This is a genomic window from Lacrimispora algidixylanolytica (assembly GCF_003609635.1).
Classification (GTDB): Bacteria; Bacillota; Clostridia; order Lachnospirales; family Lachnospiraceae; genus Lacrimispora; species Lacrimispora algidixylanolytica.
Map to the genome: position 1 here is coordinate 78,745 of NZ_MCIA01000001.1, position 24,865 is coordinate 103,609.

Annotated in this window: 19 protein-coding genes; 3 read left to right on the forward strand and 16 right to left on the reverse strand. The window is 42.1% G+C overall.

What is annotated here, in order from left to right:
- The first annotated feature begins 54 nt into the window (after positions 1-54).
- The 3 genes from BET01_RS00355 (at position 55) to BET01_RS00365 (ending at position 5,069) form a co-directional block, all read left to right on the forward strand.
- Positions 55-1,881 (forward strand): sugar phosphate nucleotidyltransferase, encoded by a 1,827-nt coding sequence (locus BET01_RS00355; RefSeq protein ID WP_120194781.1) that lies wholly within the window; start codon positions 55-57, stop codon positions 1,879-1,881.
- 116 nt (positions 1,882-1,997) lie between these two features.
- The gene (locus tag BET01_RS00360; protein WP_120194782.1) at positions 1,998-3,125 is read left to right on the forward strand and encodes a cell wall-binding protein; all 1,128 of its coding nucleotides are present in this window, start codon (positions 1,998-2,000) and stop codon (positions 3,123-3,125) included.
- Between the two features lie 120 nt (positions 3,126-3,245).
- On the forward strand, positions 3,246-5,069 hold the full coding sequence (locus BET01_RS00365; protein WP_120194783.1) for a GH25 family lysozyme: 1,824 nt from the start codon (positions 3,246-3,248) through the stop codon (positions 5,067-5,069).
- Between the two features lie 274 nt (positions 5,070-5,343).
- Here BET01_RS00365 and BET01_RS00370 read toward each other — a convergent pair whose 3' ends face one another.
- The 16 genes from BET01_RS00370 to BET01_RS00445 form a co-directional block, all read right to left on the reverse strand.
- Positions 5,344-6,279, reverse strand: coding sequence for a glycosyltransferase family 2 protein (locus BET01_RS00370; RefSeq protein WP_120194784.1), 936 nt, complete (start codon positions 6,277-6,279; stop codon positions 5,344-5,346).
- 53 nt (positions 6,280-6,332) lie between these two features.
- The gene (locus BET01_RS00375; RefSeq protein ID WP_120194785.1) at positions 6,333-7,718 is read right to left on the reverse strand and encodes a hypothetical protein; all 1,386 of its coding nucleotides are present in this window, start codon (positions 7,716-7,718) and stop codon (positions 6,333-6,335) included.
- Positions 7,719-7,733: 15 nt separating this feature from the next.
- Positions 7,734-9,566, reverse strand: a complete 1,833-nt coding sequence (locus BET01_RS00380) for a hypothetical protein (protein WP_120194786.1) — start codon at positions 9,564-9,566, stop codon at positions 7,734-7,736.
- A 73-nt stretch (positions 9,567-9,639) separates the two neighbouring features.
- Complete coding sequence (locus BET01_RS00385) at positions 9,640-10,275, reverse strand: D-sedoheptulose-7-phosphate isomerase (RefSeq protein ID WP_120194787.1); 636 nt, start codon at positions 10,273-10,275, stop codon at positions 9,640-9,642.
- A 1-nt stretch (position 10,276) separates the two neighbouring features.
- Positions 10,277-10,858, reverse strand: coding sequence for a D-glycero-alpha-D-manno-heptose-1,7-bisphosphate 7-phosphatase (locus tag BET01_RS00390; protein WP_120194788.1), 582 nt, complete (start codon positions 10,856-10,858; stop codon positions 10,277-10,279).
- 29 nt (positions 10,859-10,887) lie between these two features.
- Entirely contained in the window at positions 10,888-11,958 is a 1,071-nt protein-coding gene (locus tag BET01_RS00395) for a GHMP family kinase ATP-binding protein (RefSeq protein ID WP_120194789.1), read from the reverse strand.
- A complete protein-coding gene (locus BET01_RS00400) occupies positions 11,955-12,662 on the reverse strand; it encodes a nucleotidyltransferase family protein (RefSeq protein WP_120194790.1) in 708 nt (235 codons plus the stop codon). The genes BET01_RS00395 and BET01_RS00400 overlap by 4 nt, the downstream gene beginning before the upstream one ends.
- Positions 12,663-12,834: 172 nt before the next feature.
- Positions 12,835-15,948, reverse strand: a complete 3,114-nt coding sequence (locus BET01_RS00405; protein ID WP_120194791.1) for a glycosyltransferase — start codon at positions 15,946-15,948, stop codon at positions 12,835-12,837.
- The gene (locus BET01_RS00410; RefSeq protein WP_120194792.1) at positions 15,935-16,714 is read right to left on the reverse strand and encodes a class I SAM-dependent methyltransferase; all 780 of its coding nucleotides are present in this window, start codon (positions 16,712-16,714) and stop codon (positions 15,935-15,937) included. Before BET01_RS00410 ends, BET01_RS00405 begins: the two co-directional genes overlap by 14 nt.
- 13 nt (positions 16,715-16,727) lie before the next feature.
- Positions 16,728-18,071, reverse strand: a complete 1,344-nt coding sequence (locus BET01_RS00415; protein WP_120194793.1) for an ABC transporter ATP-binding protein — start codon at positions 18,069-18,071, stop codon at positions 16,728-16,730.
- A gap of 22 nt (positions 18,072-18,093) precedes the next feature.
- Positions 18,094-18,906 carry an ABC transporter permease gene (locus BET01_RS00420; RefSeq protein WP_120194794.1) on the reverse strand — a complete coding sequence of 271 codons (813 nt, stop codon included), beginning with the start codon at positions 18,904-18,906 and terminating at the stop codon, positions 18,094-18,096.
- Between the two features lie 15 nt (positions 18,907-18,921).
- Positions 18,922-19,476: a dTDP-4-dehydrorhamnose 3,5-epimerase gene (rfbC, locus tag BET01_RS00425; protein ID WP_120194795.1), complete on the reverse strand. Its 555-nt coding sequence runs from the start codon at positions 19,474-19,476 to the stop codon at positions 18,922-18,924.
- A gap of 186 nt (positions 19,477-19,662) precedes the next feature.
- Positions 19,663-20,838 carry a multiple monosaccharide ABC transporter permease gene (gene mmsB / locus BET01_RS00430; RefSeq protein WP_120194796.1) on the reverse strand — a complete coding sequence of 392 codons (1,176 nt, stop codon included), beginning with the start codon at positions 20,836-20,838 and terminating at the stop codon, positions 19,663-19,665.
- Between the two features lie 3 nt (positions 20,839-20,841).
- Positions 20,842-22,431 carry a multiple monosaccharide ABC transporter ATP-binding protein gene (gene mmsA, locus BET01_RS00435; protein WP_120195309.1) on the reverse strand — a complete coding sequence of 530 codons (1,590 nt, stop codon included), beginning with the start codon at positions 22,429-22,431 and terminating at the stop codon, positions 20,842-20,844.
- 77 nt (positions 22,432-22,508) lie between these two features.
- Positions 22,509-23,672, reverse strand: coding sequence for a multiple monosaccharide ABC transporter substrate-binding protein (gene chvE, locus BET01_RS00440; protein WP_120194797.1), 1,164 nt, complete (start codon positions 23,670-23,672; stop codon positions 22,509-22,511).
- Positions 23,673-23,813: 141 nt separating this feature from the next.
- Positions 23,814-24,863, reverse strand: coding sequence for a sugar ABC transporter substrate-binding protein (locus BET01_RS00445; RefSeq protein WP_120194798.1), 1,050 nt, complete (start codon positions 24,861-24,863; stop codon positions 23,814-23,816).
- Positions 24,864-24,865: the final 2 nt, after the last annotated feature.

The window sequence follows — 24,865 nt, forward strand, 5'->3', positions numbered from 1 at the left end:
CTAATATTGAACATCATCTTAAATCATATACTTACACACGGAGGTTATACTGCTATGGATCGTAACGTTATTATCTGCCGCTCAATCTATGAGAACCCGGCTGTTACACAGAGAGAGCTGGCTAAGGAGCTTCATATTTCCCTTGGAACTGCCAATAGTTTGGTAAAGGAGTGTTTGGACAAACAGCTCATTTCAATTAACAAAGGAAATGATTCCTATCAACTTTTGCTCGAAGGTCAATCTCTATTAAAAGCAAACAAGGTAGACGGTGCCGTCATTATCGCTGCCGGATTTGGTTCTCGCTTTGTTCCTCTTACCTTCGAAACACCAAAAGGACTGTTAGAGGTTTTTGGAGAGCGCATGATTGAGCGTCAGATCCGCCAGCTTCATGAGGTTGGAATCACTGATATCACCATTGTGGTAGGATACTTGAAAGAGAAGTTTGAATACCTTATCGATAAATATCAAGTCAAGCTATTATATAATTCTGAGTATTCCAAGAAAAACACACTTACCACCATTTATCAAGCCAGGGAAATTTTTCGTGATAAAAACATGTATGTTCTTTCCTCCGATAACTGGATGAGACATAACATGTACCATACTTATGAAGGAGGTGCATGGTATTCCTCCTCTTATATGGAAGGAGAAACTTCAGAATGGTGTCTTGATTATAATAAGAAAGGACGCATTCTTAATGTATTTGTGGGAGGTAAGGACCAGTGGGTAATGTACGGGCCTGCCTTTTTCTCTAAATCATTTTCCAGTAAATTTCTACCAGTTTTAGAAGAATATTACCATCTTCCAGGGACAGAGCAGTTTTACTGGGAGAATGTTTATATGGAAATATTATCTGGAGAGGCGGCGAAAAGGTTGCCTGATGTTCCGGAGACAAAGCAGGAAATTGATTTATATATCAACCGGAGGCAAGCGGAGGAAGTCTACGAGTTTGAAAATCTAGAGGAGCTTCGCCAGTTTGATGTAAAATATCAGCGTCATTCTGATAATGAGGCCATGGAATTGGTTTCTAAGGTATTTGAAGTTCCTGAATCTGAAATTACAGAGATTCGTTGCCTAAAAGCTGGAATGACGAACAAATCATTTCTATTTAAAATAAAGGACCGCCATTATATCTGTCGGATTCCAGGGCCTGGGACTGAGCTTTTAATCAACAGACAGCAAGAAAAGGATGTTTATGATGCCACCCACAATCTGGGGATAACAGAGAAAATCGTTTATTTTAGTGGGGAGACAGGATATAAGATTGCGGAGTTTTACGAAGGGGCACAAAATGCAGATCCTGAAAATAAAGATGAAATCAAGCGCTGTATGAGACTTGTTCATAAATTTCACCAATCTGGCTTAATGGTTCCCCATACCTTTGATTTTAAAGAGAGAATCGAGTTCTATGAGAAGCTTTGTAAGGCTCATGGTGATATATTGTTTGATGATTATAATCTGGTGCGTGGTTACATGAAAGAGCTTTTAGACCGGCTTGACGGGCTGGGGCATGTAAAGGTTCTCTCCCATCTGGATACGGTGGTGGATAATTTCCTGATTCTGCCTAATGGAGAAATCAGGTTGATTGACTGGGAGTATGCTGGAATGTGCGATCCTTTGGTGGACATTGCCATGTGTGCGATTTATTCCTATTATAATGAGGAGCAGACGGATCAGCTGATTGAGACTTATTTTGAACGTGAACCTTCTATGGAAGAACGGTTTACCGTGTATGCATATATGGCTCTAGGAGGATTTTTATGGAGTCTTTGGGCTATTTATAAGGCATCTCTTGGTGAGGAATTTGGCGAATATACTCTAATCATGTACCGGTACGCTAAGAACTACTATAAAAAGTGTATTGATATTGTATTAGAATGACATTTTTGGAAATTTGTCTGCAAATCGTAATAAAATGTTTAGGTTTTCCATCTGCTCCTATGCTATAATGGCAATATGTGTAAATAGTTATGATAGAACAGGAGGAAGAGAACGGTATGCGATATGGAAAAAAGGTTACGGCTCTTTTATTGGCTGGACTTGTAGGAACCGCTTCACTGATACCTGCCGGCACGGCATGGGCTGCTACCGGATGGGTTTCAGAGGGTTCTCAGTGGAAATACATCGACCAAGATGGGTCTGTTCATAAAGGATGGGTCAAGACATCTGAAGGCAAATTTTATTTTCTTGACCTTTCAACCGGCTTTATGGCGAGCGGCTGGAAGCAGATTAACGGAAGCTGGTACTATTTTCACTCCAATGGATCCATGGCAACAAAATGGATTCAAAATGGCGGGAAATATTATTATCTCATGGATGACACCGGAATCCTTGTAAAGGGTTGGCTTAAAATAGGCAATGATTATTATTACATGAAGGGCGACGGCGCCATGGCTACTGGCTGGCGGGAAATGGACGGCGCCTGGTACTATTTTAAAGATGATGGGAAATGTGTCATTGGATGGGGCCAGGTAAAAAATGACTGGTTCTATTTCGGCTCCGACGGCAAGATGATTACTGGCTGGAAACAGATTGATAATTCTTATTACTATCTCAATGGGGATTCCAAGTCTACTTTAGGTAAGATGATGACTGGGTGGCTCAGCGATGGCTCCAACAAGTATTATATGGATTCAAGCAATGGCAAGATGGCACATGGCTGGAAGCAGATTGAAGGTTCCTGGTACTATTTCAATGATTCCGGACACATGTCGACTGGATGGATCCAACTTTCTAATGTTTATTACTATCTTGATCCTTCTACCGGTAAGATGGCTACAAATACCACTCTTACTATTGATGGAAAAAGTTATTCCTTTGCTTCTAATGGGGCGTATCAGAACAATAACGGAACTCCTTCTTCTTCAACTACAGGAGGAAATTCTTCTGGTTCCACTCCTAGCAATTCAAATACAACGCCAGGAGGGACTAACAACTCAGGTTCTGGTTCTGGAGCTGGCGGACCGGGAGGGTCTTCTTCCGGAGGTGGTACAACGGGAAATAATGCTTTAAGCGGAACACCGGGCAGCACCTCAAACGACACACCTGGAGGCGGCTCCTCGAATTCTTCTAACAACGGCGGCGCATATCAACTGTCCCCTGGACTAACAACTGGTCCTGGCTGATTAGTCTGATTTAGTATCTGTGTGGGTATCTGCACCTCGGCGCGGATGCCCACTTTTTTTGCTTTTATTTCATAAACGTCACTAAATTACTTAAAGCACCAGCGATAAGGAGGTTTTGTTTTGAGACACAAAAAATTAATTATGCGGTTTGCCACAGCCACACTTTGCGCATTCATGGGATTATCGGCCGGATTTTATCCTGCTATGAATTCCTGGGCAGCTAGCTATGAACGAGTAAATGGTTCCTACCAGATGAAAGATGGCACTGTACTGGATCGGGTTATTGCAAGAGGTATTGATGTTTCCAGATGGCAAGGTAATATAGACTGGTCAGCTGTAGCTGCCAATGATGTGAATTTTGTAATGCTTGGTACCAGATCCAAAGGTGTAATCGATCCTAATTTCTACACCAATGTTAAGGGCGCTTCTGGTGCTGGTATTAAAGTAGGTGCATATATCTATTCTCTGGCTACCACTCCTGATATGGCTAGGGAAGAGGCTGATTTTGTCCTGAATTTGGTTAAGGATTATCCCATCTCCTTCCCCATTGCATTTGATGCAGAGGACAGTGCCACTCTTGGAAGTCTTCCTCCTGCCCAGGTCAGTGAGATTATAAATGCATTCTGCGACCGGATTCAAGAAGCTGGATATTATCCAATTGTCTATGCCAACGATTACTGGCTGACCAATAAGATTGATTTATCTAAAATGAAACGAGATGTTTGGGTTGCCCGTTATGAGGCTGTCCACAAATTTCAGGATCCTATTATGTGGCAGGTTACCAGTACCGGGTCCATTCAGGGCATCAATGGAAACGTGGACATTGATTTCCTTTATAAGGATTTAACTCCTAAACTTCCTGGAAACCTTTGGAGAACGATTGGTGGAAAAACTTATTACTATCAGAACTATTCGATCCAAAAGGACAGTTGGATTAACGATGGTACGGGGATGTTCTATATGAACGGAGAAGGGCAGGCAGCTACCGGTTGGCTCGATAAGGATAGTCAGAAGTATCACCTTGATGAGACCTCTGGCCGCATGTCCACTGGTTGGAAGCAGCTTTCTGACAGATGGTATTTCTTTAATGGAAACGGTGTGATGAATACTGGCTGGCTTACAGACAATAACTCCCGCTACTACTTAAACTCCGATGGTTCCATGGTTTCTGGCTGGTCAACCATTGATGGAAAACGGTATTACTTAAACGATTCTTCAGGTCAAATGGTAACAGGCTGGAAGAGCTTAGACAACAAATGGTATCATCTTCAGGACGACGGTGTTATGTCTACTGGCTGGAAAGATCTTAACGGCAAACGATACTATTTAAATAATGATGGAGTTATGGCTACTGGCTGGTTTACAGAAGGAAATACAAAGTATTATCTTGCTAACAGCGGTGCTGTTACCACTGGTTGGTCAAAGATGGATGATAGTTGGTATTACTTTAACCAAAACGGCGGTATGGCTTCTGGATGGACCAATGCGGACAATACCTGGTATTATCTGTCAAATGAAGGAAAGATGCAGACTGGCTGGCTCGACGATAGAGGCACCAAATACTATTTAAGCACCTCTTCTGGCAAGATGACCGTTGGCTGGAGACAGATTGATGGCTCATGGTATTATTTCAAAGAGGGCGGCAGTATGGCAACTGGCATGTCTCAGATCAATGGAGCGCAGTATTACCTGAATCCTTCAGATGGAAAAATGGCTGTTACTACTACCTTTGATCTTAATGGGGTTTCTTATACTGCTGATTCTAATGGTGTATGTAACGTTACACCGCAGAATACCCAGAACGCTCAGACTCCAGAATCCCAGGCATCGACTAACCAGCCTGCCAATGGAAGCGGAACCAATCAAGCTTCGCAAGCAGAAACGACTGCGACTGCTCAAAGCCCATCAAAGGCAGTTGGACCGGGTGTTGGATTGTCTAAATAACTGAAACAGAGTGGATTCATGACGAATACATATTGAAATATTTGTATAGCAATTGTTTTAATTACATAGAAAAGAAACTCCTGAAGATTTATATGTATCTTCAGGAGTTTCTTTTTATATGGTTGGTACGCTATGTCTTTGGTTTATGTTATATGGTTTACGTTATATGGCTTGCGTTATATGGCCTGATATATATGGCTTGATCCAGATAATTGGTATGGATTATTGCAATAACCAAGGTTATATTGTTTGACCACGTTGTATCAACAACTAATTACTCATCCACATTCTTCGTCTCGCCTACAATGTAAATAGGCCTGTCTTTTAACTCAGCAAATAGGATTGCAATATAATTTCCAATCACACCTACAATCAGGAAAAGCACTGCGAACATAAAACAAATTAGCACAATGGTGGTGGCATAGCCATTGGGAGTCCCTACTCTGGCCCAACTCCATATGGTGTAGATCATCATACCCAGTCCCAGGATTCCGGCACCGCAGCCTGCATAAATGCCAAGCTTAAGGGGAAGGTTGGAAAAACACATGATGGTGTTCAATGAAAACGCAATCAGCTTTTTGATGCTGTACTTACTTTCCCCTGCCACTCTCACTCTGGCTTCATATTCAATGGTAGTTCGACGAAAGCCGATGTTTTGAACATAACCCCTGAGGAAACGCACCTTTTCTCTGTAATTGTCCTTTAATACCTTTCCAGCTTTCTTTGATATGGCAAAAAAATCAGAGGCATTTGGCTCGAATTTCACATCAGAAAGGACATTGATGAGATGATAAAAGGCAGATGACGCAAGATTTTTAAACCAGCCTGCGGATTCATTTTTGGTGCGGACCATGTTAATGACATCATATCCTTCTGTAAACTTAGATACGATCTTAGGCAAATATTCTGGGGGATGCTGTAAATCTGCATCCATGCAGACGATTCCATCACCCTTACTGTAATCCAGCCCTGCGACCATAGCCGCTTCATGACCAAAGTTTCTGGAGAAGCTGATGACTTTTACTTTTTTGTCCTGATCTGATATCTGGGATAGGACATTCATAGTGTCGTCCTGGCTTCCGTCATTGACAAAAATAAGTTCATAATCCCAATCAAGTTGTTTTAGAATCCTGGACGTTTCCTCATAAAACTGACTGAGTGCCAGTTCTTCGTTATAACACGAGACCACGACCGATAGTGTTTTTTCCATAATTTATGCTCCTCAGGCAGATATCTTCTTACTTCTACGGGGAAACTGCCTTGTTAATTTTTCTCTTTTCCATTGGACCCAAAGACGCTGTACCCATTTTCTTTTAGTATGGTAAGTGCACTGCGTACTTTGGCACCACTATCTTCCCGAGTGGGTCTATATTCAAATCCAGCCTTAAGCTCATCATCTGATAGATTCTCAAAATTACGGGCCAGCTCCACCCTTTCTTGATATTTATCCAGGCGGTGGGGAGCTTTTTTAATCTCATTGTATGTGGTGTAACTATTTCCAACTAAAAATACCACACATGCTACAGCCGCGGTGAACCGTACAAGAGTATTCGGTTTTCTCCTCCTGCCATGTAAAATCAGGGCAAAGGTAAGTAAAATTCCCAGAATACCAGTCTGAAACTGCAAAGCGTATCTGGAACTTATTCCGTAATTTTCTAGCAGGAATATCCATCTGGACATTAAGATTAGTATATGGTTTAGTCCGCCGGATACTATGAGGATAAGGGGGAATATCGTCTTCTCATAGAGACGGAATTTAAAATTGTACCAAATCGCAATCAGATACAGAAGTATCACAAGGAAACCAAGGATCATAAAAGGCAGATTTGTTTGAAATATCTTCTCTGCGCTCTCTCCTCCTATCACCATGGAAGAAAATGATTTCACAAAGAAACGGACGAAAAATCCAGGGGTTTCCTTTAATTGATCAAACAAGGATCCTGTAACAGGGGCCGCATGGTCTTCTATGGCATAGGAATTGCTCCAGAGGTACAAACCCAGGGAAACCAAGGCACTTATGCCATACAGACAGTAGTTCCCTTTTCCTCTTCCCTTTTTTAACAGAAACAAAAAGCCGCAGACCAAGATCACCGTCACTGAATAGATAGCACAGTAGGGGCCAGCCACCAAAAGCGTGGTCGCAAAAGGGAGAATAACAAGCCTTAGTTTATCATAAGGCTTTTCCTCTCCGCTCCAAACCCGGTCCAAAATCTCATAGTGGTAATAAAAACACACAAAGGACAGGAAATGGGTCCAGCCGCTCCCATTGGTCAGCATCTCCCATTTGTTTAAGCTGAAAAGAACTACTAAGAGAATTGAATACCAAAGGAACGGGATCTTTTTTCTCAGGCAGTAGGCGCCTATCACTCCACCGGATAATCCCAAGGCAAGAACGCCTAGCACCCGGTCAAACATGGTGTTATAACCAAACAGATATATATTTATAATTCTCCCCAGATAGTTGACCGGTATTCGAGTTAAGATATCGGGAACAAAAAACTTAGAAGGATTCCATACATCAGGCAAGTAGCTATTTACCAGGCGGATATAATCGGAATAAATCCCATCACAAGTGGCTGAAAAGATGTACCATAGGCCAAATATAGTTCCTAAGAGGGGAAGGAGATAATACAGATATTTTCGCTTCATACTTCACCTTGCCTCTTAATTTGATGTGATATCGGCTACGACAGAAAGGCGTTTTTCTCCCCTTTGTTCCGTAGCTGCGTCATAGAAAAAGTTACTTTCAAGGGAGAACTCGGAGATCTGAGTAGGAGTCACGTCAAATTCCGCAGTCACTGTGCTTGCATCGATTGGTATGACTCTTTGCTCACTTCCATTGACCGTAACGATGATGTGTTCCAAACCAGTGATCACTCCAGGATAATAAAACTTAAAGGTTATCTTTCCTTCTTTTCCAGCCATGATCCTTGCTTTCGCACTTTCATCAAGCCAGCCGTCCTCATAGCTACCATAGACTCTCTCAAACTTTAAATTTCGTAGGAAATCAGTGATGTCCTGAAAAGCATTGTTAGTTGGATCTTCTCTTAAAACCAGCATGTTTGGCGTAATGAGTCCAATAGAACTCATGGAATCTATGAACGTGACTGTCATTCCTTCCGCAGTCCTTTTTTTATCAAAGGTCTTAAAAAAAGTGTTGGATGTAAAGTCACTCATCTTATAAGTATTGCCAATGATGTATACTTTCTTACTAAAAAGCTTTTCCTTATAGTTTCCATAAGTCTCTTCTGCCAGAGAATTGTACCGAAGCTGATTGGACCAGTAATACAGGTTGTCGTATTTACCACGATAAAAACTTTCCACAGGGAAAATGAGCATGGTATAAAGGAGAAAAAGGCCGCAGTATAAAAGAGGTTTTGATAAGTTTGCTCCTGCTTCTTTTCTGGGTACAGTTACTCCACACATGTAAGCTGCAAACAGCCAGGCTGCCGTCATTGAGACATAGATCCACCGGGTCTCGACTCGTATGGTAACGCTGGAGGAACCAATACACAGGGCAATAAATAGTAAAAATAAGCCTATCACCTTGAAACGGAGCTTGCGATCCTTTTTTTCTTTCACTACAACACCAATAAATACCAGAGTCATGACCAAAAGCATAAGGGCAGAGGCCAGTACTAGAACCCGAACCCAGGCAGGAGATGCTTCCCAGCTCAAACCACTTAAATGATCCGGACCTGCATTGACACCAAAGATATAGAGGACCTGACTTACGGCGTACTTTAAAACACCAGTTATTTTAAAGGTTTCTGCCACAGTGGTTCCTCCGGTTCCTGCCGGTGAAATACTGCCAATGGTGAAAAATCGAATTGCCTGGACTGCCAAAAAGGAGAGAGTAATTAGAATCCATGAAGATTTCTTTCGTTCCTTTTTCATCAGGTAAGCTACATAGAAAAGAGGTAGAAGTACCATATACCGTTCATGAATAAAGCAGATGGCAAAATACAGGCCAACGGCAAAAGGAATGAGACCCTTTCCTTCTTTTTCCTCCGTTATATACCGATACAGGCAATAAAGAATACCAATTGCTGCCCAAAGAGCAAGGCTCTCCATAAGGCCGTATACCTGGCTGATCTGGTAGTAGGACATGCGGGATAATAGATACAAAATTCCGGTCAAAAATCCCATGGACCATCTTCCTGACAAACGTTTGCCAAACCGATATACTGTAAAGGCTATACAGACATTAATCAGTATATTAATGGGCACAAACCAACCAATATGATTGCCTACGATCATCAGTTGCAGCCAGGATGCCAGATTAAATATAAAACGAAACCGGGTGCTTCCTAATGGGAAGACAAATTCCCGAAATGATTGTTCGCCGTAGCAGGACCATAGGTAGAGGTCATCCATATAGAGCCCTTTTATTTCAATTCCTCTGTTAATGAAGAAAGCAAAGGCCAGCAAAAGTACGGCAGCGATGACTTCATCTTTCCATGCGGCTTCCTTGCCTATCCATTGTCTGTCTTTCATCTTATCCTCCTGTGATTTGCTTAAATACGCAAAAATCCGGGGTATGAGGGAATTCCCCCCCTACCCCTTACATTTAAAAGAACCGTTCTTCCAGCATCAGACAAAGTGCGTGATAAACCGGGAGGTGGAGTTCCTGGATCTTAAAGGTCTCCGTCTCTGGTACCACAATGGTTACGTCGGCTGCATGTTTTAGCTGACCTCCATCCTTACCAGTCAGTCCTATGGTTTTCATGCCTAGAGCCTTGGCGGCTGTCATGGCATACATTACATTTTTAGAGTTTCCTGAGGTGGAAATACCAAGGAGTACATCTCCTTTTTTTCCATATCCATAGGTCTGTTGGGCAAATATCATCTCACCATCTACATCATTTAAAAAGGCGGTGGATAGACCTGGGTGCCCAGTTAGGGCTATGGCAGGAAGACCCCCCTGAAGCTTTTGTGCAAGGGCACTTCCAAGCTCTGGATCGATCTCTTTTAAAGCTTCCTTAAATTCAACAGAAACGCTGCGGTGCTTTACAAAGCCCTTCATCAGCTCTCCGACAATGTGTTCGGCATCGGCACAACTACCACCATTTCCAGCGATGAGCAGCTTCCCACCATCTTCATAACAGGCTTCTAAAAGCTCATAAGATTTTTTGATTTCTTCCTTTACACTAGAAAGAGCAGGATAGCGCTCGATCAGCTCTTCTAAGTATTTCATAGGTTCCATGTTATTTCCCTCCCTCTTTGGCGAGTATAAAATCAACCGCTTCATCCATAGATGGGGCATAATGAGCAAATTTCACTGACTTCTCTGCCTCACTCATGGAATCATATATGTCTTTTCCGTAACCTGTTCCAACCAATATAGAACTAACCCCATATCGGTTTCCAGCTTCCGTATCTAGTAGTTTATCACCGATCATGTAAGAGTTCGCCTTGTCTGGAGAGTAAAAGGCCTCTGCCATCTCAAACATCCCAGTTTCCGGTTTTCTACAGTGGCAATCCTTTTTATACTCCATAATCCCGTGTACCGGGTGATGAGGACAGTAGAAAAAGTAGTCAATTGTGGCGCCTTCCTTTGAGAGTCGTTCATTTAATGCTTCATGGAGAGCGATGACATCTTCTTCTTTGTAATATCCTCTTGCAACTCCGGCCTGATTGGTGACCACAACAAGACGAAAACCATGTTCCTTTAAGCGTCTTAATGCCTCTGGTACTCCTGGAAGTATAACAAGGTCTTCAGGGCGATATAAGTAATCCACTTCTTTGTTGATGGTACCGTCCCGGTCTAAATATACGATTTTATCCATAATGTTCTGATTCTCCTGGTGCCGTGTACTTATAAGTTAAATTGATATTCTCCGCCTGGTAACTTTACTCGAATATCAGAATAATCCCAGCGCTTTTCGTCTGTAATCCATGCCTGGGCTCCTCTTAACTCAAAGTTCCAATCCGTAAGCTGTCCGCCTGCCGCTTCCATGCGGGGTGCCACTTTGTGACGTACGTTATAAGGACAGTATACCAAAAGATAGCCACCTCCACCAGCACCTAAAAGCTTTCCGCCAAGGGCACCTGCCTTGAGAGCCTCTTCATAAAGCTCATCAATATGAGGTGTGGTGATCTTACTGCTCATACGTTTTTTGCTCTTCCAGCCATAATCTAACAGCTTTCCAAAGCTATATAAATTTCCCTTTAACAACTCATCCTTCATCGCATAGGAAAGAGCCTTTACTTCGCACATGGCATCAAAGGGATCTTTCTTTTCATAGTTTGATACCTGGTCTTTTATGATATTGGCGGATACGTGAACGTTTCCGGTGTAACATAAAAGCAAGTTATATTGGAGCTCGTGGATAATCTCCTTTTTGATTCTTAAGGGATTGACTACCACGTTGTTTCTTCCATGAAACTCGATGAAGTTAAAGCCACCGAAGGTAGCCGCATACTGATCCTGATACCCTCCGTCGATCTTTAGATCTTCTCGTTCCACCTGATAGGCAAGATCAGCCATTGCATAGCTGTCAAGCTCTATGCCTTTCCACTTGGCCATGGCGGTTAAAAGGGCAACCATTACGGTGGAAGAAGTGCCAAGACCCGATCCTGGAGGGGCATCGCACTGTAAGTAAACTTCACACCCCTGCTTAATGTTCATAGACTTTAGAGCCGCAGTAACCAGATCCAAACGTCCATCGTAGACGTAGTTTTCCTTGGTGTTATATTTTACAGTCATATCAAAATCAAGGGAATGGACAATGATCTGATCGTCCTCTCTTGGAACAATGGAGCAATAGGCGTACTTATTAATGGTACTTCCAATTATGGCTCCTCCCTGTTCTACGCAGAAGGGTGCAACATCGGTTCCACCTCCACCAAAACTCACCCGAAGGGGGGCGCGTCCTCTGATTATCATATGATCACCGTTCCTTTCCTTACGTCCTCATCAAACCTGTAATAGTCCTCTGGAACTCCGATATCAATAAAATAGCCATCATTGACAAAACCACCAAGCCTTTTTTCCTCCAAAATCCACTTGGGAATCATGTCATGCTCTAAAGATACCTTTCCTTCTGGAATCTCATCAAGAAGGGAACGGCGAAGGTAGTAAACGCCTCCGTTAATGGTTCCTCTTGATTTTTCTTCTATTTTCTCATCAAAGGTCTTTAACCAACCATCTTTTAGTACTGCCTGTCCATAACGGGATACATCAGATACTTCTCTTAAGACAAGAGCCATATGAAGATCGCGTTCCTCACTTAAGGCGGTCAGCCTTTCATAATCGATCTGATAAAAGGTATCTGCGTTAAGTGCCAAAAACCGGTCATCTGTCACCAGACGTCCTGCATTCTTAATGGCTCCGGCTGTGCCTAAAAGTTCCTCTTCATAAGCATAAGAAACCTTAATGTCCCACCGAGATCCATCTTCAAAATATTCCTCAACCATAGAGCCTTTATAGCCTACGGCAAATATAATCTCATTTACACCATGTTTTATAAGTTCCAATACCACATATTCCATAAAAGGCTTGCCTTCTATCAGTGCCATTGGCTTTGGCCTGTCATTTACCACGGAACGCAACCGCGTACCAAGACCACCTGCCAGTAAAACTGCCTGCATACTGGATTCCTCCTGTTATACTTATCATTGGTTTCATCGTCGAAACATTCTTATTATATCATAATTCCTTTGGAACAATCCACTATAATTCCCATTAAGGTGGAAAAGACTGTCCGCAGATAGGCTCACCCACCTACTTTGCGGTCCAGTCTTTTCCCTACTTCAATTGACCTTAGAAATCTTCTCCAACTACACTCCAGGCTGCATCAATGCTGTGATACTTGCGGATGTAGTCCTGGGTTTCTTCACAGATTCGTTTGCAACGCTCCGTATCCCCATAAAGGGAAACAACTTCCTGAGCAAAGCCTTGTGGATCATCGGTAACAGCCATAACGTCCTGAACATCTGGAATTCCTTCCGCTCCGATGGAGGTAGTGACAATCGGGGATCCGTGATAAAGTGCCTCTATCACTTTTCCTTTTACACCAGCTCCATAGCGAAGGGGAACTACTACCACACGACAAGAGGCGTACAGCCTGGAAAGCTCTTCATCTGATACAAAGCCTTTTACAATAATTCCGTTACCTGGCTGTTCCAATGCCTTGATTTCATCCGTTACCTTGGATCCTACAATGTAGAAATTAACCGGAAGCACCTGACGGATCAGAGGGAATATGTCATTGGCAAACCACAATACAGCATCTATATTTGGGGGATGGGCAAATCCTCCTACAAACAATAATCCTTCTCGTTCTGAGAAATTATCTGGAATGCGGCTTAAGAACTTTTCAAATACGTAAGCGACGATGGCTTTTACATGAATGGAGGGCTCTATTTCGTGAATGGCCTCCCGTTCCACATAAGAAGGATAATAGGACACAGATGCCTTTCTCATAAGGCGCAGCTCCATGGATTTCCAGTACTCAGAGGATTCCCTCTTTTCTGGATTTCCAGTTAGCTCGTATTCTCTTCCTTCACGTAAGAAATGAAGGTCATGGCCATAATAGATTACCTTTATGTTTGTTTTGTTTTTGATAAAGTCTATATATTTGGCTGCAATATGAGGCCGATTTAAATACGCCACTTTGATGTCATCTCCGTGTTCTTTTAACCAGTCCCAGATCTTTGCCTGATATTCCGTTCCATAGAGAATCTCAATTCCCATCTGCTGTAACACCGTAGAATAAGGCTCTTCATGAAGAAAGTTATCCCCAAGAAATTTTATTACGTAACCTTTTTCCACAAACATCTGAAGATACTGGAAGGTAGTCTTAGATCCAGCATCCCGGTCATAGGTGGGAACATAATGATCCACCACAAGAATGATGTCCTTATTTTGACTTCTCTCTCTTGCCCGGAAGGGGTCTGGGTTCCCGTCATTTTCACTTTGTCTGCTAAATTCATCCGCCCATTTTTCCTGAAGCTTACGGCTGTTCTCAACTTGATAACGCTTTAAGCCGGTTCCATTTACATCGGTTCCGTTTGAAATACCTTCAAAGTGAATGACCTTAGAAAGGGGCTGATAAACCACGCGTTGGCCAGCTTTACGAACCTCAAAGGCAAGGTCAGAATCTTCGCAATAGGCAGGAGCAAACCTTTCGTCAAAACCACCAATCCGTTTCCATAGATCATTGGACAATAAAATGGCGGCACCGGAAATATAGTCCACATCTTTTACATAGTTGTATTCTGGCTTTTCTGGGTCGTCTAAACGTCCGTAATTCCAGCCAGAGCCGTCGCTCCAAAGAATCCCTCCAGCTTCCTGAAGACGTCCGTCAGGATAAACAAGCTTAGAACCTACCATACCAATGGTTGGGTCAGATTCTATTAAGTTTACAAGGCTGGAAAGCCACCCTTCCGTTACCTGGGTGTCATTGTTTAAGAACATGACATACTTTCCTTTGGCTGCCTTTGCTGCCTGATTGCAGTTCTTTAAAAAACCTTGGTTTGTTTCATTTCTGCAGATCACTACATTTTCTGTAAACTTGGTTAGCTCTGTAGTGGCATCCGTGGAAACATCGTCAGCAATGATTACTTCATAAACCACATCTTTTGTGTGCTCTAAAATAGAGGCAAGACATGCGTAGGTATAATGGATCTGGTTGTATACCGGAATAACGATGGAAACCATGGGATGTCCTTCTTTTACAAAACGAAGTTTTCCATGTTGGCGGTATGTCTCCCCGATCTTCATATCTCCTTCCATTACATTCCTGCCTTCTTCTGTTGTATAGAGACGGAAGGAATTGATGGGATGAAGAAGGGTGTTTTTGGCATAATAAAGAAGTTTACGTTTTCTCGTTCCTTCTGGAAATTTCTCGTTAAATATCCGCTTTAGTCTTCTTCCTACCCGGTAGAATAAGGCTTCATGACGTCTTAAGCGGTCAATGATCTCCTGCATGTTTTCGCAGTCTTTCCGAAGGGCGGTGATGATCATATCCTGGTTTGTCACGTGATTGTCTGTCAGGCGTTTGATTTCCTGTTGCTTTGTGATGGTCACGTCTTTTTCATGAAGCTCCATCTCCATCTGAGAAATCTGTTCTTTGGTATCATCAATGATCTGAGACACCTGGAACATATCATCTGGAAGAGCGTGGGTCTCATGCATGTAGTTTACCAGATAGATCTGCTGATTTTCCCCATGGACGTATTCCTGGAAGCAGCGTTCCATCTCCTGATAGAGGAAAAGGCGCTCTAAATCCACTCCAAACTCCTCTAAAAAGGCTTCGCTGGAATCATAAGTTAAGATACTTTTATACTGTTCATAGAAATAATAAAGTACCCGAAACTTTATAAAGTTCACAGGAACGGGAAAGGAAAATACCCATTCATAATCCAAACAGTATGGGCCATCTTCAGTTAACATAATATTTTCAAAAAGGCAATCTATATTGGATGTCTGAAAAGTCCAATCTTTTTTGATGGCTTCATCGGCCTGAGATAAGTCTCCGAATACCTCTTTAAATTCAGGGGTCACGTGAAACGGAACCATGCAGTCTTCCTTCACACTTAAGATCATGGAAACGGCATCCTCCATCTTAGATACAGGCACTTTGCCGTCTATGATCTCACGTCCTAAGATTTCAGCTAAGGTCTCTCCCTTTAGGAATTCAAAGCGGGCGGTTCTGCCATCGGGACTGATGGAAACCGCTGCTACCTTTAACCCCTGGTTCTGCTCCATAAGACTCTTATATTTTTCTCCCAGGGACCGGATATGAGCGGTACCTTCCGGTGCAAGAGCTGATTTTTCCACATAGGGAGTCCCGCCTTCCTCCACCAGACTGGTACGGATCTGAAAGGCCTCCCTGCGAGTTTTATTATATTTTACAAAATTAATCTTCTTCATGGCGGCTCCAAATGGTTAAAAATGAATTAGCAAATGTCTGAAACTCTTTTCCCTCGCATACCTCATCAAACATTTTCCCTAAATCAAACCGTAAGTATTTGGGATAATCGTAGGCTAAGATCGCGTGGGTCAAATCTCCCTTAGAGGGAAGATAAGAATCAGAATATATGGTAACAGGAAGCTTGTAATCTGGCATAGGATAATAAAACTCTGCAGTGCCATCGAATTCTTCGTTTCCGCATAACAGCTCTAATAGTTCTTGTCTTGAAAGTCTGGATTGATTTGCAATTGCTCCAGCCTGATATTTTAAACCTAGTCGGTTACTTAGGGAAAGAATCAAGGTTCCTTTTGGTTTTAACAGCGCTTTTGCCTCACGAATCTGTTCTTCATATGGCTCTTTTAAAGTTCCCACCATAACGACGTAGTCAAAGCGTTCTCCTGTATACGTATCAAGGTTTCCTATGACATAGCTGATATTATCTCGTTTCTGGTGACGAAGACGGTTAAAGGATAAATTATTATGATTGGAATCAAGGACCGTTACCTGTTTTACCTTGCGGCTGTATAAACCGGTAAGGGCTCCGTAATCGGAGCCAATCTGCAAAAGGGAGGCGCTTTCGTCAAACTCAAACCATTCCAGCAGGTTTTCTCTGATGTCAGAAAGTGCATACATATAATCAAGGCCTGGATTCTCTTTCAAAAGGGTCTTAATATCCCCCTGGTATTTGACATACAAATTCCTGATTTCAGGGCTTAAATCATTCATCAATGCTTCCTCCTTAACCTCTGTCCCGGTGTAGCTTAAGACTTACTTTCGGTTCCATATCATAAATACCTACTGTATTTTTGTTGGAAATAACCGTTATGTTCACAATATCATACAAGCGGTGGTAAACGACATGTTCTCCATTTTCAAATCCGGTACAGCTCATGGAAAGCAGATATTCCCCTCCCTGAAGGGTCATTTTCTGTTTGAATTCCACCTCATAAACATCACCTTGTTTCACTGACTCAACGTCAGAAGCTTCATACATGGTATTGGTGCCGGTTAGATCAGCTCCACGTTTGTCTTTGATGGTGTAAGTAAAAATTGGAGATTCAATGTTACCGTGAAATTGAATTTTCTCTTTAATGGTGAAATACTCCCCTTTTAATAGCAGATTGGAAAGATTTCCACGCTCATCAATAAGACCAAAATCCACGATTTCCGCCTTTTTATCTCCGTATTCGGTACGGTTTGGATTCACCGTAAGCTTATCCTTCATAAAGCCTTCTTTCAAGGCATTTATATCACTTCTTGATTTAACCTGTTCTCCAGAGAAATCGTTTAACTCTCCACTTCTGATTTCCTCTAAATCCAGAGATAAATCATCCATCTGATTGGCAAGGATTTTCTTATATAAATCCACCATCTTTCCAGGTTCTCCCTGGGCAATGAAATTACCTTTATTTAAGACAACCACTTGGTCACAGTATTTGATAATAGCACCCATATCATGGGTAACCATTAAGATCGTGGTACCTTTTTGGCGGATCTCTTCCATACGACGGTAACACTTGGCCTGGAAAAATACATCACCAACGGAAAGGGCTTCATCTACGATTAAGATCTCTGGCTCTACATTGATGGCCAGAGCAAAGGCAAGACGAACGAACATACCGCTGGAATACGTTTTCACTGGCTGGTATACGAAATCTCCGATGTCAGCAAAATCCAGGATATCCTTTAACTTGTCATCCATCTCTTTTCTGGAAAATCCCATCATGGTCCCGTTCATATAGATGTTTTCAATTCCGGTATAATCCATGTTAAAGCCAGCACCTAACTCCAGTAAGGCAGAGATAACGCCGCTTACTTTAAGAGTTCCGTCGGTGGGGGTTAAGACTCCAGTGATGATTTTTAAAATGGTGGACTTTCCTGATCCATTGGTTCCAATGATTCCTACGGTTTGTCCTTTTGGAACATCAAAAGAAATACCACTTAAGGCATAGAAATCCCGGTGATAATTCTTATGAGTCGGGCTCATGACTTCTTTTAAACGGTCGATGGGCTTTTCGTATAAACGATATATTTTTGTTACATTATTGACTGATATTGCATTGTTGTTCGATTCTACGGACATTAAATCCTCCATACTAAGCTTGTCACAGCACATCTGAGAAATGCGGACGCAGCTTTTTAAATACTTTTAGCCCAATGAGCATTAAAATGATAGTCACAGACCAGAAATACAGTCCCAGGGTGGGCCTTTCTATGAACCAGTTACCTGTCAGCATGCTGTCACGGTATCCTGCTACAATATAATAGAAAGGATTTAATTTCAGCAAGGTCGGTAGCCAGGAAGGGAAATTCTTAAACATCTCAGGTGCCCACATAATGGGAACCATCCACATTCCAAACTGAAGACAGATGCCGATAATCTGTGTCATATCTTTGAAAAATACATTGATAGCACTTGTAAAATAAGAAATTGCAAGGGAAAACATGGCGCTTGCAAAGGAATAATATGCGATCTGCAGCCAGCTTGCCTTTGGAAACATTCCATAACATAAAAATACAACGATCATGATAAGGGCAAAGATTCCATGTACCATAATACAGGAAATCAGTTTGATGACTGGAAGGATCTCTACCCGGAACACTACTTTTTTAACTAAGTAATTATATTCCTGCAGACACCCGGTTCCCATGTTTAATACCTCACTGAAGAAGAACCATGGAACGATGCCTGGGATGAGCCAAAGCACATATGGGTAATTGGGTACTGGAGGTATACTTTTAAATCCCATCTGGAATACAAAAAAGTATACAAGCACTGTAGCCATAGGCTGTAAAAACATCCATGCAATTCCAAAATAGGAGCCTACGAATCGTTTTTTAAAATCTGCTTTTGATAGCTCCAGGATCAGCTTACGTTTTGTTATAATTTCTTTTAATAAGGAAACCAGATAATTCATGGTTTTCTCCTCTCACTAAAATTTAAAGGTATCCTTGATGCCGCTCCACTTATGATCCTTATCAGAGATGATAAGCTCCATACCTTCCTCTATCGGCCACTCAATACCGATCTCTGGATCGCTCCAAAGAAGACCGCCTTCATCGCCTGGGTGATAAAAGTCTGTACATTTATAAGCAAATTCTGCTTCGTCACTAAGAACTAAGAATCCATGGGCAAAACCTTCTGGAATGTAAAACTGCTTTTTGTTCTCTGCTGTTAACTCTACACCAAACCATTTTCCATAAGTTTCAGAGTTGGAACGAAGATCCACTGCCACGTCGAATACGCTTCCTCTAATGGCACGAACCAATTTCCCCTGTGGAAACTCTTTTTGGAAGTGAAGGCCACGAAGTACGCCTTTTACAGACATGGACTGATTATCCTGTACGAAAACCATGTTAAGTCCGGCTTCTTTAAAGTCGTTCTGGTTATAGGTCTCTACAAAATAGCCTCTTGAATCAGGAAATACGGTCGGCTCGATTACATAAAGTCCATCTATTCCACATTCTGTTACTTTTATCTTTCCCATATTTTAAGCTCCTTTATCATTTAAAACATTCTTTTACTTGTAGCATTCTACCACAGTTTAGCTAAGATTTCTATATATAGGGATTTTTTTTTGAGATAACAAGAAATACGTAAGAATTACCACCATTAAAATGGACAAAAAGAAACAGGATAAAATATAGCAGCGCCATATTTTATCCTGACTTTTTTACTGTTTTGCAATAAATGATTTTCTCTTACTCACAACATCGAAGATAACTGCTGCCATTAAAACGGCTCCTTTTACTACCTTCTGGAGATTCTGGTCTACGCCCATAATACTCATACCAAGGTTTAAAACACCCATGAGAGTAGCACCTACGATAACACCTGGAACCGTTCCCGTTCCACCGTATGCAGAGGCTCCACCAATGAAGCAGGCGCCAATGGCGTCCATCTCATAGTTATTACCGGCTGTTGGGTTTGCCGAATTAAGACGGGCTACGGTTATCATGCCAGCCACGGCTGCTAAAAATCCCATATTCAAATAAGCAAGGAAATATACTTTGTTGGTATCAATTCCTGATAGTCTTGTGGCTTTTTCATTTCCACCCACTGCATAGAAATAACGTCCAGTGGTTGTTTTCGATGTAATGTAGCTGTAGATTCCAATAACGACCGTTACCCAGATCAGAGCGTTTGGAATTCCCTTATACATTGCCAGCTTATACATAAAGGCAAGGATTACAATGCTAATCAGAGACAGTTTTATAATGGTTCCAAGCAATGGATCAACATGGTAGCCTTTTTGCTGCCTTCTTCTGCGGCCTAAGAGCTCCATAACAAAAAAGCCAAGGCAAGCTATGATTCCGATTAAAAAGCAGGTTAAGTTAAAGCCTTCCATACCAAAGATATCCGGAACATAGGAATTAAACAGGGATAAAAACGGATTCGGGATTGGAGACAATGTCATTCCTTGTAATACCACATTGGACAATCCCCGGAACATAAGCATTCCGGCCAAGGTTACGATAAAAGGAGGAATCCTTACATAAGCAATCCAAAAGCCCTGCCATGCACCAGCTAAAACTCCAATGATAGCCATTGCAAGCAATGATACATAGGGGTTAATGCCAAAGGTAATCATCATGGTTCCCCCGATTGCTCCAATAAAGCAAACCAAAGAGCCTACGGATAAATCGATATTGCCACCAGTTAAAATACAAAACAACATACCGGTTGCAAGAATAAATACATAGGCATTCTGTGCAATTAAGTTATTTACATTCTGAGGTAGAAGCATCTTTCCGCCTGTGTTGACTGTAAAAAGAATGACCACAAATGCAAGAACAATTACCATGGTGTATTTTTTTAATCCCTCAGAGAATTTAAATTTATTCTTCATTGCTTACTCTCCCTCCTGCTGCTTAGCCCGTTCTTTAGGGGTTCCTAATATCCCCTCAGAATGCTGATCTGATTTTAAAATACAGGCCATAATCTTTTCCTGAGTCGCCTCTTCTGCACTGATTTCTCCTACCATCTTGCCTTCATTCATAATATAAATGCGGTCAGACATTCCAAGGACCTCGGGAAGCTCGGAGGAGATCATAATGACTGATTTTCCTTCTGCTGCAAGGCGGTTGATGATGCAGTAAATCTCATATTTTGCTCCTACGTCAATTCCTCTGGTAGGTTCATCTAAAATGAGAATATCCGGTTCTGCAAACATCCATTTGGAAAGAAGCACCTTTTGCTGGTTGCCTCCGCTTAAATTTCCTACGTTTTGTTCTACGGACGAACATTTTGTTTTTAATTTATCCCGGTATTCCTGGGCTACACCAAACTCTTTGTCTTTGTCTATGATGGTCCGGTGACTAATTGCCTTTAGATTAGCCAGTGTGGTATTGATTTTAATGGGATTACCAAGAATAAGCCCATTGCCCTTTCGGTCTTCGGTCACATAGGCAAGCTTATGTCCAATGGCCTCCTTCACAGAGTTTAATTTCACCTCTTCCCCATGAATGCGAACGGTACCTGAAATATTAGCGCCATAGCTTTTGCCAAAGATACTCATAGCAAGCTCTGTTCTTCCTGCACCCATCAAGCCGCAGATTCCAAGAACTTCACCTTTTTTTACATGAAAGGATACGTCACTTACTACTTTATGGTCAGAATACAATGGGTGGTAAGCATTCCAGTTTTCTACCTCCATGGCCATCTCACCGATTTTTACATCATGCCGTTTCGGGAAGCGGTCTACTAATTCACGGCCTACCATTCCCTTAATGATACGGTCTTCAGAAATGGTATCCACGTTTCGATCCAATGTCTCTATAGTCTGGCCATCTCTTAATATGGTTATCTTATCTGCCACATACGCAATTTCATTCAGCTTATGGGAGATGATGATAGAGGTCATTCCCTCTTTTTTAAACTTTAATAAAAGCTCTAACAGAGCTTTTGAATCGTCTTCGTTTAATGATGCTGTGGGTTCATCTAAAATTAAAAGCTTTGCCCGCTTTGCCAGTGCTTTTGCAATTTCCACTAACTGCTGTTTTCCTACGCTGATATCCTTGATTAATGTATGGGAGGATTCTGTAAGACCCACAGTTTTTAAGTATCTGTCTGCCTCTCCATATGTTTCATTCCAGTCGATGGCATATTTTTTTCCTTTTTCATTTCCCAGATACATGTTTTCGGCTATCGTCATGTAAGGAACCATTGCAAGTTCCTGATGGATGATGACGATTCCTTTATTTTCGCTGTCATTGATGTAATGAAATTCACAAATCTGCCCGTCATAAATGATGTCTCCCTCATAAGATCCATATGGATAGATCCCACTTAACACATTCATAAGAGTTGACTTACCTGCTCCATTTTCGCCTACCAGGGCGTGAATTTCGCCTTCCTCCACCTGGAGGTTTACATCGCTTAGCACCTTAACGCCCGGAAATGTCTTTGTGATGTTTTTCATTTCCAATAGTATTTTAGCCAAGATTACCCCTCCCTTTCCATTATTTTTAGAGGGCGCCTCCCGCATGGCAGAAGCCGCCCCTTAAGGAAATTATGTTATTATTTCAGCTGATCTTCTGTGTAATATCCTGATTTAATAATCATATCTTTATAGTTATCCACGGTTACAACCACTGGATCACAAAGATAAGTTGGGATAATTCCAGTACCGTTGTCGTAAGTCTTGGTATCGTTAATTTCAGCTTCTCCACCCTTAATGATGGAATCTACCATTTTAACAACCTGGGTAGCCAGAGTACGGGTATCTTTAAATACGCTCATTGCCTGTTTTCCCTGTACCATATTCTTAACATTTGCAATATCACAATCCTGTCCGGTGATGATTGGATACTTGCCGGTATAAGAGGATGCAAGTGCATTTTCTACACCAAGAGCGGTGGAGTCATTGGAGCAAAGAACGGCATCAAGAACGGTTCCGTCAGAGTAATTACCTGCAATAACGGTATCCATACGGTTCTGAGCTTTTTCAGAATCCCAGTTAGCGGTAGCAACCTGCTCAAAAGCGGTCTGACCAGATTTAACAACCAGCTTGCCATTGTCTACGTATTTCTTAAGAACATCCATGGCTCCTCCGAAGAAGAACTTACAGTTGTTATCTGCTGGGTCACCAGTGAATAACTCAATGTTCTTTGGATCGGTAGCTTTTTCAAGGCCTAATGCCTCTACCAGATATTCACCCTGTTTCTGGCCTACTTTATAGTTATCAAAAGTTGCATAATAGGATACAGCATCGGAGTTCATGATCAGACGGTCATATGCGATAACTGGAATTCCCATTGACTTTGCCTGAGCCAGAGGCTCTCCTAATGAACTTCCATCAATGGATGCAACAACTAAGAGCTGGCAGCCGTTGGAGATCATGTTTTCAATCTGGGAAACCTGAGTCTGCACATCATTGCTGGCAAACTGAAGGTCAACTTTATAACCGGCAGTTTCCAGTTCCTTTTTCATGTTGGTTCCATCCTGATTCCACCGCTGTAAGTCCTTGGTTGGCATAGCAACACCAATTAAAACACCTTCGCCTTTATCAGCCTTTGAATCTGCTGCTTTGCTCTCTGGAGCTTTTGTGGTCTCTGCTGCTGCCACCGTTGTAGCCTGAGTCTCTTTGCTCTCTGACACAGAACTTGTTTTGCTTCCACAACCTGCTAATGCTGATGCAGCCAGTGCAAGAGTCATTGCAACCGCTAAAAATTTTCTTTTCATGGTTTTTAGTTCCTCCTCCAATACTTTATTTGTAATCCTATCTTATCACCAACCAATCTGGATATGTTTGTGAACCATTAGCACTCATTCATCCACAAAAAAAGCCCTGACACCTCAGGACTTTTTCGCTTCTAAAAAATGCTATTGCTGTTTTACATTTAAGTACACATCTTCCTTGGAATGAAACCCACCTTTGATGATGACAGAGTCCATATTTTCTTTGTTCACAGCTACAGGGCTTAGCTCCAGATAAGGAACCTCGTAGGTGCCGTCATATATGGTCTTTTTCACTCCCTCAAGGGGTTCCCCTCTTCCAAGCTTTACAGCATATTCCGCCCCCAGTCTGGCTTCCTCTTCTACATACTTAAAGGCGGTCATTGTCTGAGTCCCTTCCATGATCCGCTGACATGCCATCAAATCCCCATCTTGGCCTACCAAATATACTTTGCCTGCCAGTCGGTCTTCCGAAAGGGCTCGAAATACCTGAGTGGCTAAGTCGTCATTTCCGCACATGATCCCCTTCACATCCGGATGTTCCTCCAAGGCTTCCTTTGCATAGTTATAGGCATTTTCTGCGATCCAGCCATCACAATTGTTTTCATAGACCACTTCTAAGTTTTTGTTAATCTCAAGATCAAACCCATTGCGGATTAAGCGCACGTTATTGTCCGTCTGAGGCCCCTGTATCATAAATACCTTTCCTCCCTCTGGTATTTTTTGATTCAGACTTTTTGCCATCAGCCGTCCCACTTCTTCATTGTCAAAGGATATGTAGATGTCTGCGCCTGCATTTTTTATCAGGCGGTCATAGCTAACGGTCTTAATTCCTGCCTCTTTCGCCTTTTTTAGCACATCAGATAAAGCCTCGCTATCCCCTGCTACAACAACGATAACATCCATCCTTTTTTTGATAAAATATTTAATCTGTTCAATCTGTTCATTTACATCCCCATTTGCATTCTGAACATTTACTTCCGCCCCTAGTTCTTTTGCTGTTGAAACAAACACATCCCGGTCTCTTATCCACCGTTCGATTACGAAGGAGTCTATGCTAAGACCAATTTGCAAGGGCTTATCCCCTTCTTCCTGCCCTGCTTCTTTGTCTACCTGCGCAACGTCCTCTCTGCAGCCAACCATAAAAACGCAGCAGAGTATCACCATCAGTAACCATTTCCCTCTCCACATTTTCATAA

Excerpts from the sequence above, each read along its gene's own strand:
- BET01_RS00410 (WP_120194792.1), bottom strand. The coding sequence starts at position 16,714 with ATGAATGATTTAAGCCCTGAAATCAGGAATTTGTATGTCAAATACCAG.
- BET01_RS00375 (WP_120194785.1), bottom strand. The coding sequence starts at position 7,718 with ATGAAGCGAAAATATCTGTATTATCTCCTTCCCCTCTTAGGAACTATA.
- BET01_RS00420 (WP_120194794.1), bottom strand. The coding sequence starts at position 18,906 with ATGAATTATCTGGTTTCCTTATTAAAAGAAATTATAACAAAACGTAAG.
- rfbC (WP_120194795.1), bottom strand. The coding sequence starts at position 19,476 with ATGGGAAAGATAAAAGTAACAGAATGTGGAATAGATGGACTTTATGTA.
- BET01_RS00380 (WP_120194786.1), bottom strand. The coding sequence starts at position 9,566 with ATGAAAGACAGACAATGGATAGGCAAGGAAGCCGCATGGAAAGATGAA.
- BET01_RS00360 (WP_120194782.1), top strand. The coding sequence starts at position 1,998 with ATGCGATATGGAAAAAAGGTTACGGCTCTTTTATTGGCTGGACTTGTA.
- BET01_RS00355 (WP_120194781.1), top strand. The coding sequence starts at position 55 with ATGGATCGTAACGTTATTATCTGCCGCTCAATCTATGAGAACCCGGCT.
- BET01_RS00400 (WP_120194790.1), bottom strand. The coding sequence starts at position 12,662 with ATGCAGGCAGTTTTACTGGCAGGTGGTCTTGGTACGCGGTTGCGTTCC.
- BET01_RS00415 (WP_120194793.1), bottom strand. The coding sequence starts at position 18,071 with ATGTCCGTAGAATCGAACAACAATGCAATATCAGTCAATAATGTAACA.
- BET01_RS00445 (WP_120194798.1), bottom strand. The coding sequence starts at position 24,863 with ATGAAAATGTGGAGAGGGAAATGGTTACTGATGGTGATACTCTGCTGC.
- BET01_RS00405 (WP_120194791.1), bottom strand. The coding sequence starts at position 15,948 with ATGAAGAAGATTAATTTTGTAAAATATAATAAAACTCGCAGGGAGGCC.
- BET01_RS00395 (WP_120194789.1), bottom strand. The coding sequence starts at position 11,958 with ATGATAATCAGAGGACGCGCCCCCCTTCGGGTGAGTTTTGGTGGAGGT.
- BET01_RS00385 (WP_120194787.1), bottom strand. The coding sequence starts at position 10,275 with ATGGAACCTATGAAATACTTAGAAGAGCTGATCGAGCGCTATCCTGCT.
- mmsB (WP_120194796.1), bottom strand. The coding sequence starts at position 20,838 with ATGAAGAATAAATTTAAATTCTCTGAGGGATTAAAAAAATACACCATG.
- chvE (WP_120194797.1), bottom strand. The coding sequence starts at position 23,672 with ATGAAAAGAAAATTTTTAGCGGTTGCAATGACTCTTGCACTGGCTGCA.
- BET01_RS00390 (WP_120194788.1), bottom strand. The coding sequence starts at position 10,858 with ATGGATAAAATCGTATATTTAGACCGGGACGGTACCATCAACAAAGAA.
- BET01_RS00370 (WP_120194784.1), bottom strand. The coding sequence starts at position 6,279 with ATGGAAAAAACACTATCGGTCGTGGTCTCGTGTTATAACGAAGAACTG.